General features: G+C 45.8%; 22 protein-coding genes and 1 riboswitch. All 22 genes read right to left on the reverse strand.

Going from position 1 to position 20,934, the window contains the following annotated elements; genetic code table 11:
- Positions 1-13: 13 nt before the first annotated feature.
- Positions 14-241 (reverse strand): hypothetical protein, encoded by a 228-nt coding sequence (locus ASG85_RS24735; protein ID WP_029194101.1) that lies wholly within the window; start codon positions 239-241, stop codon positions 14-16.
- A 79-nt stretch (positions 242-320) separates the two neighbouring features.
- The gene (locus tag ASG85_RS24740; protein WP_057304818.1) at positions 321-671 is read right to left on the reverse strand and encodes a spore coat protein; all 351 of its coding nucleotides are present in this window, start codon (positions 669-671) and stop codon (positions 321-323) included.
- Between the two features lie 13 nt (positions 672-684).
- The gene (locus ASG85_RS24745; RefSeq protein ID WP_060648024.1) at positions 685-963 is read right to left on the reverse strand and encodes a hypothetical protein; all 279 of its coding nucleotides are present in this window, start codon (positions 961-963) and stop codon (positions 685-687) included.
- 1,077 nt (positions 964-2,040) lie between these two features.
- Positions 2,041-3,225, reverse strand: coding sequence for a DNA sulfur modification protein DndB (locus ASG85_RS24750; RefSeq protein ID WP_057304816.1), 1,185 nt, complete (start codon positions 3,223-3,225; stop codon positions 2,041-2,043).
- Complete coding sequence (locus ASG85_RS24755; RefSeq protein ID WP_057304815.1) at positions 3,225-4,379, reverse strand: DNA sulfur modification protein DndB; 1,155 nt, start codon at positions 4,377-4,379, stop codon at positions 3,225-3,227. Before ASG85_RS24755 ends, ASG85_RS24750 begins: the two co-directional genes overlap by 1 nt.
- A gap of 91 nt (positions 4,380-4,470) precedes the next feature.
- Entirely contained in the window at positions 4,471-5,646 is a 1,176-nt protein-coding gene (locus tag ASG85_RS24760) for an aminotransferase class I/II-fold pyridoxal phosphate-dependent enzyme (protein WP_060648025.1), read from the reverse strand.
- 67 nt (positions 5,647-5,713) lie between these two features.
- Positions 5,714-6,811 carry a site-2 protease family protein gene (locus ASG85_RS24765; RefSeq protein WP_060648026.1) on the reverse strand — a complete coding sequence of 366 codons (1,098 nt, stop codon included), beginning with the start codon at positions 6,809-6,811 and terminating at the stop codon, positions 5,714-5,716.
- Positions 6,812-6,818: 7 nt separating this feature from the next.
- Positions 6,819-7,184: an arsenate reductase family protein gene (locus ASG85_RS24770; RefSeq protein ID WP_057304812.1), complete on the reverse strand. Its 366-nt coding sequence runs from the start codon at positions 7,182-7,184 to the stop codon at positions 6,819-6,821.
- Positions 7,185-7,311: 127 nt separating this feature from the next.
- Complete coding sequence (locus tag ASG85_RS24775; RefSeq protein WP_057304811.1) at positions 7,312-8,253, reverse strand: RluA family pseudouridine synthase; 942 nt, start codon at positions 8,251-8,253, stop codon at positions 7,312-7,314.
- Positions 8,250-8,819, reverse strand: coding sequence for a cob(I)yrinic acid a,c-diamide adenosyltransferase (locus tag ASG85_RS24780; protein ID WP_057304810.1), 570 nt, complete (start codon positions 8,817-8,819; stop codon positions 8,250-8,252). The genes ASG85_RS24775 and ASG85_RS24780 overlap by 4 nt, the downstream gene beginning before the upstream one ends.
- 20 nt (positions 8,820-8,839) lie before the next feature.
- Positions 8,840-10,426 carry a cobyric acid synthase gene (locus ASG85_RS24785; RefSeq protein ID WP_060648027.1) on the reverse strand — a complete coding sequence of 529 codons (1,587 nt, stop codon included), beginning with the start codon at positions 10,424-10,426 and terminating at the stop codon, positions 8,840-8,842.
- A gap of 4 nt (positions 10,427-10,430) precedes the next feature.
- Positions 10,431-11,525, reverse strand: a complete 1,095-nt coding sequence (cobD, locus tag ASG85_RS24790) for a threonine-phosphate decarboxylase CobD (protein WP_060648028.1) — start codon at positions 11,523-11,525, stop codon at positions 10,431-10,433.
- 522 nt (positions 11,526-12,047) lie between these two features.
- A complete protein-coding gene (cobS, locus tag ASG85_RS24795) occupies positions 12,048-12,899 on the reverse strand; it encodes an adenosylcobinamide-GDP ribazoletransferase (protein ID WP_060648029.1) in 852 nt (283 codons plus the stop codon).
- Positions 12,872-13,861: an adenosylcobinamide-phosphate synthase CbiB gene (cbiB, locus tag ASG85_RS24800; protein ID WP_060648030.1), complete on the reverse strand. Its 990-nt coding sequence runs from the start codon at positions 13,859-13,861 to the stop codon at positions 12,872-12,874. Before cbiB ends, cobS begins: the two co-directional genes overlap by 28 nt.
- A 31-nt stretch (positions 13,862-13,892) precedes the next feature.
- Positions 13,893-14,453 carry a bifunctional adenosylcobinamide kinase/adenosylcobinamide-phosphate guanylyltransferase gene (cobU, locus tag ASG85_RS24805; RefSeq protein ID WP_060648031.1) on the reverse strand — a complete coding sequence of 187 codons (561 nt, stop codon included), beginning with the start codon at positions 14,451-14,453 and terminating at the stop codon, positions 13,893-13,895.
- Positions 14,454-14,520: 67 nt separating this feature from the next.
- Positions 14,521-15,594, reverse strand: a complete 1,074-nt coding sequence (gene cobT / locus ASG85_RS24810; RefSeq protein ID WP_060648032.1) for a nicotinate-nucleotide--dimethylbenzimidazole phosphoribosyltransferase — start codon at positions 15,592-15,594, stop codon at positions 14,521-14,523.
- Between the two features lie 23 nt (positions 15,595-15,617).
- Positions 15,618-16,394, reverse strand: a complete 777-nt coding sequence (locus tag ASG85_RS24815) for an ABC transporter ATP-binding protein (protein ID WP_057304803.1) — start codon at positions 16,392-16,394, stop codon at positions 15,618-15,620.
- A gap of 5 nt (positions 16,395-16,399) precedes the next feature.
- Positions 16,400-17,437, reverse strand: a complete 1,038-nt coding sequence (locus ASG85_RS24820; RefSeq protein WP_060648033.1) for a FecCD family ABC transporter permease — start codon at positions 17,435-17,437, stop codon at positions 16,400-16,402.
- A gap of 1 nt (position 17,438) precedes the next feature.
- Positions 17,439-18,452, reverse strand: coding sequence for an ABC transporter substrate-binding protein (locus ASG85_RS24825; RefSeq protein WP_060648105.1), 1,014 nt, complete (start codon positions 18,450-18,452; stop codon positions 17,439-17,441).
- Positions 18,453-18,603: 151 nt separating this feature from the next.
- Positions 18,604-18,757: riboswitch (cobalamin riboswitch) on the reverse strand.
- Between the two features lie 32 nt (positions 18,758-18,789).
- Positions 18,790-19,317: a hypothetical protein gene (locus tag ASG85_RS24830; protein WP_060648034.1), complete on the reverse strand. Its 528-nt coding sequence runs from the start codon at positions 19,315-19,317 to the stop codon at positions 18,790-18,792.
- 61 nt (positions 19,318-19,378) lie between these two features.
- Entirely contained in the window at positions 19,379-19,645 is a 267-nt protein-coding gene (locus ASG85_RS24835; protein ID WP_057304800.1) for an aspartyl-phosphate phosphatase Spo0E family protein, read from the reverse strand.
- Between the two features lie 68 nt (positions 19,646-19,713).
- On the reverse strand, positions 19,714-20,919 hold the full coding sequence (locus tag ASG85_RS24840; RefSeq protein ID WP_060648035.1) for an aminotransferase class I/II-fold pyridoxal phosphate-dependent enzyme: 1,206 nt from the start codon (positions 20,917-20,919) through the stop codon (positions 19,714-19,716).
- Between the last annotated feature and the right edge of the window lie 15 nt (positions 20,920-20,934).

The following is a 20,934-nucleotide window of genomic DNA, read 5'->3' on the forward strand; positions in this document are numbered from 1 at the left end:
CCGACTGGTTAGGTCAGTGCTTGGGTTCAAGCTTTTCAATGCGCTCGCAAATTTCATGCAGCCAATCATAGTCTCCGGTGAGCGAAGCACAGAGCGATAAATTTTCCAATTTCAAACGGTTCCATACATATGTCGCGTTAGCTTCCATACACAGCAGTAATTCATCTTGCTCTGCTCGTGTTAGCTCGCGCGCTCTGCGTAATGTCCATAACTCCGCCATACGTTGATGAACGGCCAACATGGTCTTGGATACCCTCCTGCTAGTTAAGTAGCTACATTAAGCAGTATGGTCAAAAATGGGAAGACTGAAACAATATGATCTACTGAATGGTTGTGCCTTGATATGGGAATTGCGTTGAATAGTTAGAAAACTGTTGAAAGGCTTGATCCAGTTTCGTTTGTTCTTCAGCCTCTAATTTGTAGTGCCCTTTTCTGAACATCATTTCAAATAGTTCATATTGACATTGATGTGTCTCGTTCAAAATCGTCATAATATCCTGGTGTAGGGAAGTGTGACTTGCTTCTCTGGCAGATACGTTAAAGCTATCCGTTAAGTATTTTTCCGTCGCCAAAATATCGTTTACCCGGTCACGATCATTCAACTCGGGACCTTTGACTTGCGGCTCACTGGCAGGTTTAGGATTTTTGATGACTTGTGGATTCTGATTCATATACGATCCTCCTTCATTGTTGTGTTTGAGGAACTTTTTTCATTTCCTCTGTATTATTGTTTTGCAGGTGTTTTAATAAGAGCATGTAATGTTTTTGATGCATTTGACCGGCCTTATCAATCAATTGTCTAATTTCTGAATCCAAGCATTCCTGTGCAAAATGACGGCATTTTTTCATGGCTAAGAGCTCCCACGATAATTGGTCCTTTAAATACTGAGAGTCCTTGGTTGTAATTACCTGAGGTGGTACCTGCATAATGGTGTTTTGTTGTTGTTCTTGTTGAGTTTGCATGTTGTCTCCTTTATTTTTTCGAGAATACGTATAGCATGCACAAATTAATAAATTCTTATGACAAAGTTTGGATAATCAGGAACAGCCTTTTTCCAGTTCAAATTTTAAATCACTGTCGTGTAAACAGGCACAGTCAGCTTATTTCCGTCCATTCTTCAACCTTTTTAGGGGAACAGTTTCACGCGGGAACCCTTGGATTCTGACCACCTTGTGACTGGGAGCTATTTCTATACTATCTGAAGGTGATCAACTGGAGTATACTACGAATCCAATCATCGAATTATTGTAAAATGCCAAAAGATACACAAAAGTAACAAGCGATGTTGTGTTTAGGAGACAGTCGATTGATTCATTATGCCTCCTCACAACTGGTATTCAAAACACCAAAATTTCGATTTTAGAATCATTCAGCTATCGTGAGGGCAAATAGACTATAGTAGTTACCAATGTTGTATTATCTACAACAATTCACACGCCCAAAGGCTATTTCGCAACTTGAAGTTGCATTCTGTACAACAATTCACACGCCCAAAGGCTATTTCGCAACTTGAAGTTGCATTCTGTACAACATTTTGAACCCATTTGTTGCGAAGTGGCCTGTATAGGACCAAATTGTTGTACATGATGCAACAACGAAGGGAAAAAGGTGAGATTTAGACTGCAATTGTTGTACTTTATACAACATCATTCAACCGCGAATAGGCTTTCATTCAATCCAGCAACCTCAATTGAGCTTATATATGAGGATTGAGCCCGATTTAAGACACCTTCATGACTGCAAGATTGGATGAATGAATCGACGGTTTCTTTAGTACAACATTATTCAAGCTTCTCAGCTCTATCTGAGTAGAATGTTGCAGGAAATACGACAACTCCCCCAAAAATGAGCTGATTTGGATGAAAAATCATTTAATTCTTGTACAAAAATCTTCGATTTTCCGAGAAAATATCAAGAGAATTGTTGTACGCTGTACAACTCCTAGGCAAACAAGCAGGGAATAAGTCTCCCCCCCGCGCCCCTTAAACAAAAAACAGACAAATGAGGTCAATCTCTCATTTGTCTGTTTATCTTTGTTTTTATGATGCAGACGAAGCCACATCATCCTCATCCGTACTTCCGCTATCCGTACCTTCAAGGAAGAATTGAACAAGCTTCACATGCTTTTTCAGCGATTTCTCATGGATAAGATTGATCTTACCGTTATCCAACGCGCCAAATACGTAGATCAATTCCTCATTGTCATGTGACCAATCGAAGCCTTCCAGGATCTGCAAAGAGTTCGTCCATTCCTCGTTATACTCTCCGTTCGGGAATAAGAAGCGATTGGCATACAGCGCAATACTTTCTTGAATCACACGGTTTGCAGATGTATACTGCGCCAAGCCTGGTTGCTCTGGCATCATCGGCAGGAGCGTATTAAAAAATTGGTGCAATATTTCCACATACGTCGATGGATCGTGGCGAATTTTACGTTGAAGCTCATAGGATGGCTGCATTCTGCCTGAAAATAGCATCGTCGCCGTCGCATATAACCAGCTGAAACACGTAAAGTTACGATTGAACGAAGTCAAATTGTTGCGACGCTCAACACCGGCTGCTTTGAGATACACATTATGATCGACAACCTGTTGAATAACCAGATTTAACGGATCAATGGAGTCGAAGGAATGACCAAGCTCTTTGCTCACCAGTTGGACTTTGGAGTTAATGTCGCCGAACAACTGCTGCTCTTCTTCCTCAGTTAAGCCTATATAGATTTGCACAGCAAGCTGTGTTTCCATCAAATCTAGACGTCTTCCTTCAAGCTGATTAATTGTACCTTCTGTTTCCTCAACCTCTTGCCTAATTTCAGCATCCTCTGGGAACTTCCGTTGCTTGATCTTTAGCACAACTAATTTTTTCTCATACCGTCTAACTTCCTTTTGCATCTGATCATTCACATAGCCTAGCGCTAGAATACGATGCTGACCGTCCAAAATAGACAGCTTGGAGCCATGCTTCAGAAGGAATTCCTTCTCGCCCTTGGACAGTTGATTCACTTCACGCAATGACAGTGTAACAGGTCCGAAGAACACATGATCGAGCTCCCGCTCCTGCAAATAGGTGGAGATTTTGCGTCTTTGCATGTTGCTCAGCTTACGCTGCACCATAGGGTCAATCATCGTATAATTCAGCAGATCCTGAACGCGTAAAGCTACAGTTGAAAGTCCGAACTTATCGCAAAAAGGATGAATGGTCATCTTAAGGCGTAATCCTTCCATTAGCTCACGTCCTCCTTGGAATTGTAAGAATCGGCATCGCTGATAAGAAATGCATTCTGATCTTGATAAAAGTTTTTGATGTAGTTGTAGGCTTTCATAATGCGAGTCCGTCTCGGTAACCGATCCTTCTCTTCTCCCGCATAAATGTTGTTCCAATTCACATGAGGAAGTATTTTCAATACATGCTCAAGTGCATAGCGATTAAATTTACCTGGTTTGGTAGCTTCTTCATGCATAAACATGGCTAGTGCAATTTGGATATTCTCCGACCATACGATTTCACCCTTCGTTGGTTCGGGCAAGTAATTCAGTAAGCCATTGAAATAGGTTCCCGCCAAGGATACAAGATCCTGCAGCTCTTTATCCTCATATTGATAGCCATTATTGCGCGCTGCTGATTTCATTCTGCCTTCAAACAAAGCAATCAATATTTCGATCAACAAGTGATAGGAGAACAAATACTCAGGTGACTTACCGCGTTCAGAGAACATATCTACAGTCAGCTTCTGCATAGCTGGCGCTTTGGCTGCAAGCTCCGACGCAGCAACGTGATAGAATCTGCGCTGATCGCGAAGCACCGCCAGGTTGCCGCCAAGCTTACGCGGAAGCTTATTAATGTCAGAGAACAACTGGCGCTCTTGACGAGCATTAATGTCCAAATAAGTCATAGTTGAGATTGGGAAAGCGTACAAACGGCGCAGCTTTTCCGTGATCTCTTCCATCTTGTCGTACTCACGACGATCCTTGGCACGAGCCATTTGACTTTGTAACGTCTCCATAATGCGTTGGAAAGCGGCCAAACGATGCTGACCATCTACGACATACAATTTCTCAATAGGCTGCAATCGAAGCGCTTGTTGGTCTTCGTCATAATGACCTGCACCTCTTGCCGAGAATATGATTCCCGGGAAATAAATAGGTTGGCGATCTTCTAAATACAAATTAACGTAATCAATTAGTTTAGAAAGATTACGCGGAATAATCGCACGTTGAACTTCTAAATCAACTTCATAGATTGAAAATAGTTTGCTCATAGGCAGCGTAGCTGCAATTGTTGCTTGCCCAAATGTTTGCCCCAAAATTCCGGGAATTTCTACGAACGATGAAGGCTTCTGCTCAGCTAAAAGCTCCGATAATGAGGAAATGGCATCCATATGCTTACCCCTTTCAACAAATAAGTTTTATTTCATTACTTAAACATCTATATGTCTCTCATTCTCCTATTTTTACCAATATCTCTAATTTTCATTCTAATGTACGAAGCCAATCTCCTATTCGCTTTGCCGCCTCAAGTAATCGACCCTCTTCTTGTACCAATGCGATTCGTACAAAGCCTTCTCCCTCGGCCCCGAAAGCGTCTCCAGGAATAACGACAACACCAGCATGATATAACATTTCCCGGGAAATTTGTCGAGATGTCCATCCTTTTGGAATTGGAGCCCAGATAAACATAGTTGCCTTGGGTGGCGGTATGATCCAACCCGCTTCCGCTAGTGCCGAGATCAACACATTTCGTCTTCTTTCATACACATGGGCAACGGAGTGATTATGCTCCATGTCTTCCTCTAATGCTGCAATTCCAGCTGCTTGAATGGCACTGAATACACCGTAATCGATATTGGATTTCAGTGTTTTAAGAGCCTTTACTGCACTTGCATTTCCGGTTAAGAAAGCGATTCGGCAACCTGCCATATTAAAACTTTTTGACAGTGAATGAAACTCGACAGCAACCTCCTTAGCGCCTTCAATCTCCAAAATGCTAATTGGCCGGTAGCCGTCAAAAGCCATTTCGGAGTAGGCAAGATCGTGTACGACAAGCAAGTCATGCTTCTTGGCATAAGTAATCAAATGCTCAAAGAAAGCGCGATCTGCAACAGCAGACAATGGGTTACTTGGATAGTTAAGCAGGATGAATTTAGCCTTAGCAGCCACGTCTACTGGAATGTCCTCTAATTGGGGTAAAAAGTTGTGTTCTGCGCGCAGCGGCAGCAAGTAAGGTTCGACTCCCGCCAGCACGAGACTTGCCGAATATATGGGGTAACCTGGATCAGGGACAATGGCAATGTCCCCAGGATCACAGAGTGAAAGCGCTAAGTGAGCAAGACCATCTTGTGAACCCATCAGAGTCAATATTTCACTTTCCGGACTCAGTTCTACACCGAATCTATAACTGTACCATCTGGCTACCGTTTCGCGAAACGCTAAACTTCCTTCAGATGTTGGATAACCGTAATGCGTCGGGTTGCGAACGGCTTCTGTAATCGCTTCAATAATTCGATCAGAAGGAGGTAGATCAGGACTTCCTATACCTAAATCTATGACGTCTACCCCTTGGTTCATAACCTCTCTCTTCCAATCTGCTACTTCTGAAAAAATAGCCGATCCTAGCTGACTAAGTCTCTTTGATCCTGTAATTTTCATGGCTATTATCCTCTTTATGATGAATTCACTTCATATCATTAATTAATAGGGCGAGAATTGCAAAGCGTTAGTCGATAATTCCCACTTGATGAACAAGTCTTATCATATAAAGCAAAAACAAAACGAGCGCAAGATAAGCGATTCCGAATTTCCAACGGGTTTTCGCAGGGACTTCATAGTAAAGCTCCTGAATCCCAAGAGGTGAATAATCGACTTTTACTTGTAACCCTAAATAAAACCCATTCTCTTTCTGCATACGTTCCACTTTGATTAATTGAACTCTTTTGATAATAGATTGCTGAGGCAATAAAGCATGACCCTCGAATCCGATCCCCTGCCAATACAACACAATGGTTTGTCTACCTTCCCCAGGACCCTGCAAATCCGAGTAAGTCGTATATTCTAAATCCCGCGTGTGATTTTCACCCGGAATGATATACCCCTGCTGGAGCAAATGATCAGCCCCAAAATCAAACCGTGTGGAAACCGAAAGAAGCTCTTCTCGATTTCTGTATTTCACGTATTTTTTATACAAATCCCAGGCAAACATGGCCCAAATCACAAAGAAAATAAGTTGACTTACACGGCTATTTATATAGAAAATAAATACCAAACCGCCGATTAAACCTAGAATCCATAACCAACGAGTTACTGCTGTAGAAATTCGCCCGCCATCTAAAGGATGAATAGGGAGTAAATTAATTAAATTTAAATAGAATGCGGCATAGGCAACCGAAACAATGACAGGAGAATCCGTATATACACCCAAACCAAAAGCGGCAACGCCACCAAAGGTCCCAAGAATAGGCCCTCCTATGCCAATAAAGGCTTCTGTTGCTGCATCGGTAGGATTCTTTTTCATTGTAATCAGTGCTCCAAGAAAAGGAATAAATACGGGCGCTGACACGGGAAGCCCCTTTATCTTGGCAGCGAACACATGACCGAGTTCATGTATGAGAATCATCAGAACAATGCCTATTGCGAAGGGCAGCGGAGCGAGATAGGCATAAGCCCAAATAGTAATGAACATCGAGATGATGGCCCCGCCAGCCTTACCAAACTTAAGTAAGCCTAAGAGCAGCTTCCCTTGGGATAATAGAACAGCTATGAAACCACCAATGGCTAATGGTGACTTTTTACCTGCTGGTTTCTTCTTCTCTTCCAACCTAAGATCACCCCTTCGCCCATACTTCGTCATACTCTGCTTCCTTGAAGCCCACTGTAACTTTATGGCCATCGGTTACGATTGGACGCTTAATCAACCTGCCGTTCGAGGCGAGCAATTCGAGCATTTGCTCTTGCGACATGCTGGGAAGCTTGTCTTTCAGGCTCATCTCCTTATATACTTCTCCGGAAGTATTAAAAAACTTTTTGATTTCCAGACCGCTATCACTAAGCAGCTTTGCCAATTCCTTGGCAGAGGGCGGCTTTTCGAATAAAGGAACACTTTCTGTGATATCTACATGATGCTCTTTCAACCACTTTACAGCACTACGGCATGTCCCGCATTTATCGTAACAAAATATTTTTACTCCCATGATGTTTAAAGCTCCTTTAAGTCTAAGATGAAATGAAACGGACTACTTAAAATTCTGATCTAATTGATAAGGAAAGTCAAGTTATAACAAAGAAAAACCATCCTCAAAAGGGATGGTTTCTGTTTATTTAGTTACTTTCCTCCAGCCATGCTTGCAAAACAGTTAAATCCGCAGGCAGAGGAGCATGAAACTCCGTCCATTCCCTTGTGCCTGGATGCACAAAGCCCAGTTTATACGCGTGCAGAGCTTGGCGACCCAGTCTTCTACTTGCTTCAACTGCTGATAAACTTTGCTCAAACTCTGGAAGTGTGTACATTTTATCTCCAAGCAGCGGATGTCCCAAATGGCGCATATGCACACGAATTTGATGTGTCCGTCCGGTTTCAAGCCATATGCGTACTAAAGCAGCATGCGCGAATTGTTCCACGACCTCATAATGAGTTACTGCCGAATATCCGTCAGCGGTCACGATACGAACATGCGGTTGTTCAGGATCGCGATCAATGGGTTCATTGATCGTTCCGCTTTTCGCTGTGACTACGCCCCATACAAAGGCCAGGTATTCTTTTTTCACCTGATGTTGAATCATCTGCTCCGATATTTGCTGATGCACATAAGGCGTCTTTGCAATTGCCAGTACACCTGACGTTTCTTGGTCAAGTCTATGCACGGGGCGGAAACGGCACGTAATGCCCGCTTGCTGCCAGTGATACACGACGCCGTTGGCGATTGTGTTCAAATAATGCCCATGCGTCGGATGTACGATGATACCGGCATCCTTGGCTAATATCAACAGATGCTCATCTTCATGCAGAATGTGCAGAGGAAGATCCTGAGGCAAAATATCCTCGGATTGCTCCTCTTCCATACGAATCTCTACACGATCGCCTGCCTTCACCTTAATGTTGATGTATTGTCTAACCCCATTCACCGTTATGCCTTGCTCGGTTAGTTTAATGCGGGATAGCAATTTGCGGGAGACCATCAATCTTTTTTGGAGCACCGTCTTGAGTATAAAGCCTTCTTCCTCCGGAGGTACAATGTATACTAACGGTTCATAATAACTCATGATTTACGTCTAAACACCTCAGCGCTGCGTACATACTCCACATCGGTAATACCTTCACGGTGATTCGCAGTCCGGGCAATAGTGAAGAACAAATCGGACAGTCGGTTCAAGTATCTGCGCACTTCTGGATTAATTGCCTGTGTTCGCGCTAGTGTTACCACCCGGCGTTCTGCTCTACGGCATACGGTACGGCAAACATGAAGTGTCGATGAAACGGTACCTCCGCCCGGCAAAATGAATCGTGTAATATCCGGTGTTTCGGCATCGTATTTATCAATCCAAGTCTCAAGCATATCAACCATTTCTGCCGTTACTTTATATGGGCGCAGCTCTTGCTTCAAGAGGGCAAGATCCGAACCGCAATCAAACAATTCATGCTGCACCTGCAGCAAATCTGGGAGTAAATCAGGGTACTTCTCAGGATCCATAAAGCTCATCGCCTGACCTACATAACAATTCAGTTCATCCGTTGTGCCATAAGCCTCAACACGATCATCGTCTTTATCCACACGACCACCGATTACGCCAGTTTGCCCCGCATCTCCAGTTCGAGTATAAATTTTCATTTTCAAGCATCCTCCCTTTTTCAAGGCTTTGATATATCCATCATCTCATAAACACGGTTCATATCCAAGTGACATCTAACGTGGTCAGCTAATCTATCGAAAGCAGCTTCTCGGCGTTCCTTAAAACGAAGACCACCCTCGATTAGGGATAATCCTTTATGCTTGCGAATACGATTTAACCAGGCTCTGCGGAAGTCATCATTATGCAAAATCCCATGTAAATACGTCCCCCAAACACGTCCATGATCCGCAGCTGCCCCGTCTCCGTGCAGAACGTTATCAATGCTTTCATCATCGAGGTTGGTAAAAGCCTTAATCTGGAAAGGTGTTGCTATATCTTGCAAATAACGTGTCCGTCCCATGTGGATTTCATAGCCATCAATGACAATCTCAGAGTTATTTTCAGCAAAAAGTGTGCTGCTTCCCTGAACTTGAACCGTCCGTTTATCGGAAGTAAATACAGTCTCCGTTGGTAAAAGCCCTAGTCCCTCCAGCTCAGGATGATCTGATTCGTAGCCGTTTGGATCAAGCAGCTTGGCGCCCAACATCTGATAGCCTGCACAAATACCGGCGACCCAACCATTCTCTTTTTGCGCGAACATCTTCACACGCTCTCCCAGACCAGATTCGTTCAAATACCTTAAATCGTCCATGGTATTCTTGCTGCCTGGGAGCAAAACGACATCCGGTTCCCCCCATTCGGATAGGTGGGTAATATAGCGGAAATGGACATCTTTCTCCTCTTGCAGAGGATCGAAATCCGTAAAATTAGAGAGACGTGGCAAGCGAATGACCGCGATATCCAGCTGATCTGCCAATTTCCCTTGAGAACTCTCATTCCGCTTACTCTGCATGCGCTTGGAATCCAGTGAAGCTGAGTCCTCATCCTCAATGCCTAACTGAGGCAGATAAGGAATGACCCCAAGAACTGGCTTCCCCGTCCTCTCTTCTAGCCAATCTAAGCCCGGTTTCAGCAGACTAACATCTCCACGAAACTTATTAATAATAAAGCCTTTAACCCGGTCTCTTTCCTCCGGCGTCAAGATCTCCAAAGTGCCTACGATGGATGCAAATACGCCTCCACGATCAATATCAGCAACAAGAAGCACAGGAGCGTCCGCCCAACCCGCCAAGCGCATATTTACAATATCACGATCCTTCAGATTAACCTCAGCTGGACTTCCCGCCCCCTCAAGCACCACTACATCATATTGACTGCGCAGTCGGATTAAAGCTTCCTTCACAATCACTTCAGCCTGCGGCAAATAGGTCTCTCTATAAGTCCTTGCATCTAGATCAGAGTATGGCTTCCCGTGAACAACGACCTGAGCTACCATGTCTTGCTTCGGCTTAAGCAGGATCGGATTCATATCCGTTGTAGCTAAAATACGGCAGGCATCCGCCTGCACCCCTTGTGCTCGGCCAATCTCTTTGCCATCAAAAGTAACATAAGAATTAAGGGACATATTTTGCGACTTGAATGGCGCCGTCTGCCAGCCGTCTTGAACTAGAATACGGCACAGTGCTGCCGTTAGAATGCTTTTACCCACGTCGGAAGCTGTGCCTTGGACCATCAGTGTTGCAGCTTGCACAGTCTTATTCGTCATCAGCTTACCCCCGGTTCTGCGTTAATTCTGCCATCATGTGATGCAAGCCAGCTATTAAGCGTTGGTTGTCTTCGCGTAGGCGTATCGCAACCCGGCAATAGCGTTTATCGAGACCTTCAAAAAGGGAAGCATCTCGGATTAATATCCCTTGATGCCCCAAATGCTTCTGGGCCATCTTCACATCGATACCCATCCGCTCAGGAAATGAAAAAAGCAAAAAATTCACATCACTAGGCACAACCTCAAGACCCAATTGCTCGAGCTGCTGGGTGAGCCATGGCTTCTCTTCCTTCAACCACTGCCAGCTGGACAGCTCAAAATCCACATCATCAAGCACGGCTGTTCCAATGCGCTGAGCTAAATAGTTTACGCTCCACTGCACCTGCAGATGTTGAATTTGCCGAATCCTATCGGGGTGAGCCACCATAAAGCCTAAGCGTATACCCGGGATGGAATAAAATTTCGTCATCGAACGGATGACGACAAGCTGCTGACTTGTGGAAGCGAGCTTGAGTAAAGAATGTTCCTGCTCATTCGGTACAAAATCCATGAATGCCTCATCGAGCACCAACCTTCGGTTACTCTGCATAAGCATATCCAACATCTGACGAGGGACTAGCTTCCCTGTTGGATTATTCGGATGCCCTAGAAAGAACAAGTCCACAGCTGAAGTGGCGGCTTCGATTTCTTCCTGCTGCAATTCAAAATTGTACATTTGCGATAGAGGGACGTTGTAAATTCCGCCACCTGATTTATGAACCGCTTCCTCGTATTCACTAAAAGAAGGCCTCGCTAATCCGGTAACAGAAGGCTTTAACACTCGCGCAGTCAGATCGATCAGCTCCGCTGCCCCGTTTCCAACGAGAATGCTTTCCACCCCTATATCATATTTCAACGAAAGCTTGTTTCTCAGCTCACGCACAGCGGGGTCGGGATATTTGACCATATCGCGCAACCCGTCTCTGAGAATATGTTTAACAACCGAAGGAGGACCTAACGGATTCATATTCGAGCTGAAATCCAAGAATTGCTCCTTCGGACGGCCAAAGGCTTCTTCTGCCGTCCAGAGATCGCCTCCATGCCCATAGCGTTCTAGCATGATATTCACTCCTTCTTTTTGATATGAGTTAGGATGAAACATAGTTTGTATTTTCGTGACCGTCGATTCGTTCGTCCAATCTGGTTCTTCATGGAGGTGTCTTAATCGGTGAAAAAATGAACCCTATGCTCTGTTGAATGATGTTGTAAAAAGTGCAACAATTACTGCCTAGATCGCGCCATTTTCCCTTCATTGTTGCATGTTGTACAACAATTTGGCCCTATTCAGGCAATTTCGTAATAAATGAGTTCGAAATGTTGTACTAACTGCAACTTCAACATGCAAAATAGCCTTCAGAAGTGTGAATTGTTGTAGAAATTACAACTCTTGTAACTACAATAGCCATCTACCCTCACAAAGCCGCTGATCGAGTCAATAATCGAAATCCGTCACCCTAAAATCTCCATTGGAGATGTTCAGCCTTATTGATTTCATATGCACGGGCTCATAGAGACTCAACCAATCGGGCCTATCTTCAATCCCAATTCCAAAGGCAACTCCCTTGTTCGGGATGTTACAAACCTACATGTGGGAAGCCGCGAAAATGGTAATGCCCAATAAAAGTAATGTCTCGAGGAGTTCATTCAAAGCACCATATGTATCTCCGGTTAAACCGCCTAATTTACGGCTTATATATGTGGCCAAAAGATAACCTGTTAAATTTGTGCCTATAGCAAAGCTAAAAATGATAGTTAAACCATTAATGATGGAAAAAGATGTAACGCTATTCTCAGCTAGCCATGCGGAAAATATAATTACTAAAAGAGTAGTGGCAAAGAGGGCTACTAATCCAGACAATGTCACATGCCATTTGGTAACTCCGCGAAAAAAACTCCCTAATCCTGAGTCTCGCCGGGCGTAGGGCCAACCTTGAATAGCTGCAACCATAAACCAACGACTCCAGATAGGAACAATGGCAAGTAAGAAGTACACACCGTCCATTCCACCAGTACTCAGCAAGGTATAAAGAAACGAAAATTTGAGGAGCAGATGGAGAACACAAACGATGACACCCATGGCGCCTACGCGACTGTCTTTCATGATTTCTAGCATCTGTTCACGGGGTCTGTGACTAAGAATACCATCAGCGGTATCCATTAGCCCGTCTAGATGAAGGCCTCCTGTTAAAACAACCCAGAACCCCAGCAGCAGAACGGCTGCGGGCATCGCAGGCAGGACGAGGCTTAACCCCTCGCCTGCAAGGAGTAAAAGAAGACCGATGACGAATCCCGCTAGCGGATAGAATATCACGCTTCTTTGGAACACTCGGTCTGTATAGTCAATTTGCACAGGAATCGGCAAACGGGTTAAAAACTGAAAGGCTGCTATGCAAGCACGCAGCCAGTCTAGTAAAACAGTACGAGTAGTATGCACAGCAATCCTCCCATCACTACAAAGCTGACGCCGTAAAGCATCCTCACGGCGTAGACAATATCCTGCTGCGCTAGCTCCCGCAGCGGCCAGCCCAGGCGGGCGCGCTCACTCGCAGCGCCGCCATAGACGTTCAGCCCGCCAAGCTCAATTCCGAGTGCCCCGGCTACCGCCGACTCCGGAATTCCGCTATTCGGGCTGGGGTGCAGGTGCGCGAAGCGGCGAATCGCTGCCGCTGCGCGCTTCGCCGAGAGGCCCGGCTGCAGCAGGGCGACGAGGATTAACAGGAGGCCGGTCAGCCGAGCCGGGATCCAGTTCATAACGTCGTCCCAGCGGGCCGACGCCCAGCCGAAATGACGGTATCTGTCATTTCGGTAGCCGACCATCGAATCCAGTGTATTCGATGCCCGGTACAGCATAGCGAGCGGTGATCCGCCGATCAGCGCATAGAACAAGGGCGCGATGACCGCGTCGACGATATTCTCCGCCACGGTCTCCACGACCGCGCGCGTCAGCTCTTCCTCGCCGAGCTTATCCGTATCGCGGCCTACGATGTAGCCCGTGTACTTGCGAGCATCTGCGAGATTCCCTGTACGCAGCGGATGGTAAACTAGATAAGCAGCATCTTTTAATCCTTTAATAGCTATCGTTGTGGAAATGAACCACGTAGAGACCAAGTATCCGAGCCACTCATGGATCGAGCGAGCAGCAAGAATAAGCAGCAGCATCACGCAAAAGCTAAGCAATACAGTAGAAACAGTAAGCATGAAACCCTTCGTCCGCACCCATCCAGACGATATAACTGACGTCTCGTTTCCTTTGTGTAACTTGCTTTCTATCCAGCGAATGAAGCGCCCGATGAGAATAACCGGGTGTGTCGGCCACTTCGGATCACCAATCAGCCAGTCCAACGCAATGGCAGCAGCTGTCATACTAACGATTTCCTGCCAAGAATATATCCACATATTGATCACCGTTCTATACCTTAAGACTTATTCATTCCAGTCGATAGGCTCTGCTTTTTAGCTCCATGGGTATGCCAACCGTGACAAGGAATACCTGCTCACATACCTCAGCTAAGCGTTGATTCATTCGTCCTGCCAGGTCTCGAAAACTGCGGCCAAGCGGATATTCCGGCACAATGCCGTCGCCTACTTCATTCGTAACCAAGATGAGGTGTCCACGGTAGGAGGACACTGCTTCTACGAGCTCATCTATGCGTTTCATAACTCGAACAGAAGCATCTGCTTCTCCCTCATGATGGAGCAACCAGTTGGACAGCCAGAGTGTCAAACAGTCGACCAAGACCACAGCATCCTCTCCGCTCTCCTGCATATGGAGCAGCAGATCCCGCAGCTGGAAAGGCTCCTCCCGGGTATCCCATGGATACCCCGAGGCAAGCCTCATCTGCTGATGCAGCTCAACCCGCTCCTTCATTTCCTCATCATAGATGTGGGAAGTCGCAATATAAACCCCTCGTTCGCTGCCATGCATGGCGAGCTTCTCCGCGAAAGAACTCTTGCCGCTGCGCGCGCCGCCCGTAACCAAAACTGCCATGGCGCCTTCGCCTCCTTATCAATGCTTACTGCGTAAGCTTGCCTTTTACCGGCATATCGCCAAGAGGCTAACCCCGCGACACGCCTGCGCTTTCGAATGTCGCCATTTCCTTCATGATCTTACCTGCGGCATCGATCAAGTTAAAGGCAAGCACCGCGCCCGTTCCTTCGCCCAGGCGCATATCCATCTGCAGCATTGCTGCGAGGCCAACCGCTTCGAGCAGCTTCGCATGTCCCTGCTCCTGCGATAAGTGCGAGGCGAGCATATAGGACGCGCTTAGCGGTGCTAATCGGCTCGCCGCAAGTGCAGCTGCCGACGAGATGAAGCCGTCGACGACCACCGGACAGCGATTCTTCGCTGCGCCCAGAATCACGCCAACAAGTCCGGCGATCTCTAGTCCCCCGACCTTCATCAACACGTCGAGCGCATACTCAGCGCTTGATCTATTCACCTCACCTACACGAAGCTCATTCACATCCAGCGCCTTATTCACAACCGATTGCTTATGGAGCCACCTTTCATCATCAATGCCCGTTCCTCGGCCAACAGCAACGCTGGCATCCAAGCCCGTCAAAGCGCACAGAATCGCTGCGCTGGCCGTTGTATTGCCAATCCCCATCTCTCCCATAGCAAAGAGTCGATAGCCCTTTTCCACCAACTCATCTACAACTTCCACACCAGCTTGTATTGCCTGCACAGTCTCATCCAACGTTAATGCCGCTTCACGCGCCATATTACGTGTCCCTTTTCTTACTTTACGAGAGATGAGATTAGGATGCTCCAGATCAGCATTAACCCCCATATCGACACAGACAACTTCAGCACCGGCATGTCTGGCAAGAACGTTGACAGCAGCCCCGCCATATAGGAAATTAAGCACCATTTGAGGCGTTACTTCCGCCGGATATGCACTAATCCCTTCTTCACATACGCCGTGATCTCCGGCCATTACGATGACCGCTTTTTTCTTAAAAATCGGCATCACTTCGCCCGTAATTCCAGCAACCTGACGCGCAATATCTTCCAGTTTCCCTAGACTTCCCTGCGGTTTCGTCAATTGATTCAAATGCTCATCCGCTTGGTTCACCACATCTTGATGAACAGGCTTAATGCTATCTATAATCGCTTGCAACTTATCCATGACTGTGTCCTCCGATAGCTCAACTATTTTCCTGGCTGTAATAAAATTTGCGGCGCATCGTTAACGGGGTGCTGCAGGACAATCGGTTCAGTTCCATACACTTCGCTGATTAATCTGCTGGTAATGATTTCATCAGGTGTTCCTATCGCTGCAAGCTCGCCATTATGTACAACCATTAATCGCGTGCAGTACTGCGCAGCCAAATTCAAGTCATGCAGGACAGCCACAACCGTCAACTCGGATTCTCTCTGCCATTCCTTAATGTAGTCCATCATCTGTACTTGATATCCGATATCCAGGAACGTTGTTGGTTCATCCAGCATAAGCAGCCGTGGCTGCTGCGCCATCACTTTAGCAAGCGCGACACGCTGCCGTTCACCGCCGCTGAGGCGCTCGATTGTTCGATCAATCAGCGGTTCTAAGTGCAGCTTCCGGACAATTCCATCAATTAAACCTTCCGCATCAGCCGACTCCTCGCCAAGCCAATTCTGAAAAGGATATCTGCCCATTTCCACCACTTCACGGACCGTAAAGCCTACTGGAGGCAGCGCATCCTGCTGGAGGACAGCAAGCCATCTAGCCAGCTCTTTCCGTGAGTAAGAAGATACTAATCGGCCATCGAGGTCAACACTTCCGTTTTTAACAGGATCAATCCCTGATATTAGACGGAGTAGCGTCGACTTACCGCTGCCGTTTGGCCCAATAATGCCAAAAAATTCACCCTGCTTGATCTCAAAGCTGATGTTCTCCAGCACTTGTTGTTCCCGAAAGCTTTGGGAAAGGTGCTCCACTTTAATCATCTTGATCAACCTCTTAACGTTTTCTTATCCTTGTGGAGCAAATAAGCAAAAAATGGCGCACCCAGAAATGCCGTGATGACTCCAAGCGGAATTTCGGTTGGACTCAGCAGGGTACGGGCAAGTGTATCTGCCCAGAGGACATAAATGCCGCCACCAATTGCGGACAATGGAATAATCAACCGATAATCCGGACCTACTATTAGTCGGACTAAATGCGGCACGATGAGCCCGACAAAGCCGATTACACCTGCAACGGATACCGCAGCGGCAGTAAGGAATGTCGCCACAATAAGTACAATTAGCTTCGTACGCTCTACATTAACACCGAGATGTGACGCCTGACGTTCACCCAGAGCTAGTAAATTTAACGACCTTGCATAGCTAAGCAGCACGACAAAACCGATAATTAAATAGGGTGCAATGATATATGTATATGACCAGCCTCGCATGGCCAAGCTGCCCATTAGCCAGAAAATAATTTCATTAATGACTTGATTGGAAATAGACACCATGAAGGATACGATTGCCCCTAGAAAAGCCTGCATGACCACGCCAGATAAAATAAGCGTCTCCATCTTCAGCTTCCCTTCGATCTGAGCAAGCTTAAGAACCAGAAATAAAGAAATAAGTCCCGTTACGAAGGCAACAATAGGGATCGACCATTGCCCAAACCACGCCACTTGCAGTCCAAAATAGATTAAAAACGCAGCTCCTACAGAAGCCCCCGAGGATACACCGAGTGCATAAGGATCCGCAAGCGGATTGCGCAGCACACCTTGAAAGGCTGCTCCTGCGATTGAGAGGGATGCCCCTACTAGAATCCCTAGTAAAACACGGGGAAATCGTACTTTATTGATGATTTGTTCCGACGATTGCGGCCAGTTGGCATGGATGTGATCTCCCAGCCAAGGGATATGCTTGGCGAGAATACTGGCGATTTGCAGTACAGGTAGATTAGCGGTACCCAGCGACAAGCTCGCCACAATAGAAAGAAGAAGGAGTATAACCCCTACTCCTCCCCATAGCATTAATTTTCTTTTCATTTTATTTCACCAGTTCAGGATAAATGCCTTTCGCCATTTCAAGCAATCCATCGGTCAGTCTTGGACCCGGACGGCTTAGCATGTTTTGGTCGAGGCCAACTACCTGCTTATTCTTCACGGCATCAATAGCATCCCAACCGCTTCGTGTGCGGATAATTTCATCTAGTGATTTCTTGCTCTTACTATCGACTACTCCATTGGCGAACAGAATCACACCAGGGTTTTGTTGAATGATTTTCTCTTCACTGATTTCATACCAGCCACTTTTGTCTCCCGCAACGTTAACACCGCCAGAAATCTTGATCAATTCATCCATAAACTCGCCACTGCCCACCGTCCATCCCGGGGCAAATTCAATGTATACCTTTTTCTTGTTCTCTTGTTTCACGTCTTTCACCGCATTAACAACCTTTTGACGGTCCGCTTTCATTTTATCGACAATTTTTTCCGCTTGTTCCTGATGATCGGTAATCAATCCGAAGGTTTGTATGTCAGCAATGGCATCATCTACCGTTTTGGGCTCCACTTTAAACACGTTGATATTTAAAGCACGCAGCTTTTCTACCGTATCAGGTTTCATCGAAACCCCCGTGAATACAACATTCGCGTTAGCTGCGATCACCGCTTCTTGGTTAGGTTTCGTTATGCTGCCTAATTTCGGTTTTGTTTTAGCCGCTTCTGGATAATCATCATAATCAGATACACCAACAATATTAGCCTCTAGCCCAATTGCAAAAAGAGCTTCAGTTTCCGCTGGGGACACGGATGCAATACGCTCAGGCGCTTTATCAAATATAAACTCCTTGCCCGTAGCATCCTTTATTTTCAATGGATAGACCGTCTTTTTGGCTGCTGTTGTTGGTGTCGTCGTTGCAGCAGGAGCTTTCGTCCCCTCTCCGCCAAGCTTAGACGGATTAGAGATCTCCGTTTCCTTTTTACCGCAAGCTGCGAGACTGATTGCTGTTACTAAAGCTACTGTAAGAATAAATGCTTTTTTTACTGAATTCCTTTTCATCTTGTAAACCCTCTCTCTAAACAATTTATGTCGATTGACCCTAACAAAAAAGCCCCTTTGTTCTCGAAGGAACAAAGGGGACGATAAATCGCGGTGATCAGCAACCCTGCGATTGCTTCCTGATTTAACGCGATCCTTTTCCTCGAAGGATGTCGTAAACGGCACCATGGGCAGGTATCCTGACTCTCCTGGCAACCTATGCCTGGATTACAGTGGCGGGACCGCGCCGGACTTCAACCGGCTTCCCTTTTAAGTGGCAACCTCTTCATAACGAGCTTACCAGCACCTATGGCTGCATATTTTACTATCAATCTATTTGTCGATTATAGACTTCTTGTTACTTTTGTGCAATTACTTTGAGCACTTGCTTCGACTCATTCAGCTTCGGAGCATTTTGAGGAATGAAAGCCACCAAGCCTTTCCCTTCAAAACCTTGCTCTTTCATCCATTTGTTTCCTGCAAGCGGAATACCATATAGATGCTTTTCAGCTGGCTTGCCCTCTTCAGCTATTTGAATAACGCCATCTGGATAATCTTCCGGTTTGATCGTATCATCCAAAGAAACAAAACCTGCTTGATTACTTAAAGATTTGAATTGATCTTCAGCAAGAATGAAGATGCCGTTGCCTCCTGCAGCCAGTTCCACAATCATTTTTTCCAACGAGAATATAGGCGATGTATTGACTTTGACTGTAGGAACCTCGCCCACCTTCGATTTCAAAGCACTCTCCAGCTTGTCCCCCGCTTCACTTGGAAAACCATTAGAACCCATAATAAATATAGATACATCCGGCTTCGGCCCGCCGCAACCCGTAAGCATTACCATAAGCCCCACCATCATAACCAACAGCCATTTCACTTTCATGTTGTGAGCGTACCTCCGTTTGTTATCTGAATCTATCGATAGTCGCGAGAAAAGTCGGTTTTCACCGACTTTTTTTCCCATTATGCATATATTCATTTATTTTTTGGTCTAGGATTGTGCTCAATTCAACAACGGAATCAGATGTCATTTCTTTCCCATCAAAAACCATCTGTTCTAACTTGCGTCGCAGAGAATGAATCTCTTCTTCTAATAAGGTAAGGGAGTTTTGCTTCTTCGCACGCTTGGTTAACCAACTTTGTCCGAAATCCTGTTCTCGAATTTGAAAATGTTTTTGATAGGTTGATAGTTGATATTCCATAAAAGCCATGCTCATCCCTCCTTACTACAAGAATACCAGTTTTCATCAATAATGAACATATTTATTTACGTTATTCATTACAATTTTCTCATAAAATTCCCAATTCTCTCTAATGCTTCATTTAGTTGAGAAACACTATAGGCATAGGAACAACGTAAGAAGCCTTCTCCGCCTAAACCAAACACATCTCCAGGCACAGCAGCAACCTTTGACTCAAATAATAGCCGCTGCGCAAACTCTTCTGACGTTAATCCTGTAGCAACAATACTTGGAAAAGCATAGAAAGCGCCTTGCGGCTCATGGCATTCGAGACCAATATCTCGGAACCCTTTAACGATCAAACGTCTGCGTTGATTATAGGACTCGATCATCCGATCTTTCTCTTCCATGCCATTCGTCAACGCCTCGTGAGCAGCAACTTGACCCATAACTGGTGCGCACATCACCGTATATTGATGAATTTTGGTCATCGCCGAAATCAGCTCCTGGTGACCGCAGGCATATCCCATACGCCAGCCTGTCATGGCAAAAGCTTTGGAGAACCCGCTAACCAAAATTGTCCGGTCTTTCATGCCAGGAATAGCCGCGAAGCTCACGTGCTTCTGACCATAAGTCAGCTCGGCATATATTTCATCGGAAATGACAATAAGATCGTTCTCTTCAATGACTTTGGCAATCGGAAGCCAATCCTCATAGGTCATAATTCCGCCTGTTGGATTACTAGGATAGCAGAGAATTAATATTTTGGAGCGTGGCGTAATCGCGTCGCGAAGTGCTTTCTCAGTCAGCTTGAACTGGTCCTTTGCGAAGGTCTCGATCCCAACAGCTACGCCGCCGCTTATGCTCGTAATTGGGGAATACGAAATATAACAAGGCTCAGGTATAAGAATCTCGTCGCCCGGCGTTATCAAAGCTCGGAGAGCTAAGTCAATCGCTTCACTGCCGCCAACCGTAACAAGGACTTCATTCGATGGCTCATATTTCACTTTAAAGGACGTATGAAGATAATCGGCAATCGCTTCACGAAGCTCAGGTATACCTGAGTTTGGCGTGTATTTCGTTCTACCGCGTTCCAAGGAATGCACAGCTGCTTCGCGGACATGCCAAGGCGTCGAGAAATCCGGTTCCCCTACACCAAGCGAAATAATATCTTCCTTGCTGTTACTCACCAAATCAAAAAACTTCCGAATACCTGAAGGCTTCATTTCACGTACGGCAGGAGCGAGGTAGTCCTGCATCGATTTTACCTTATTCTGCTGTATCGTTATCTCATCCTTGATCATGGCGTTCCCTCTTCT

The sequence above is a fragment of the Paenibacillus sp. Soil724D2 genome (assembly GCF_001427935.1).
In the GTDB taxonomy this organism is placed as follows: Bacteria; Bacillota; Bacilli; order Paenibacillales; family NBRC-103111; genus Paenibacillus_E.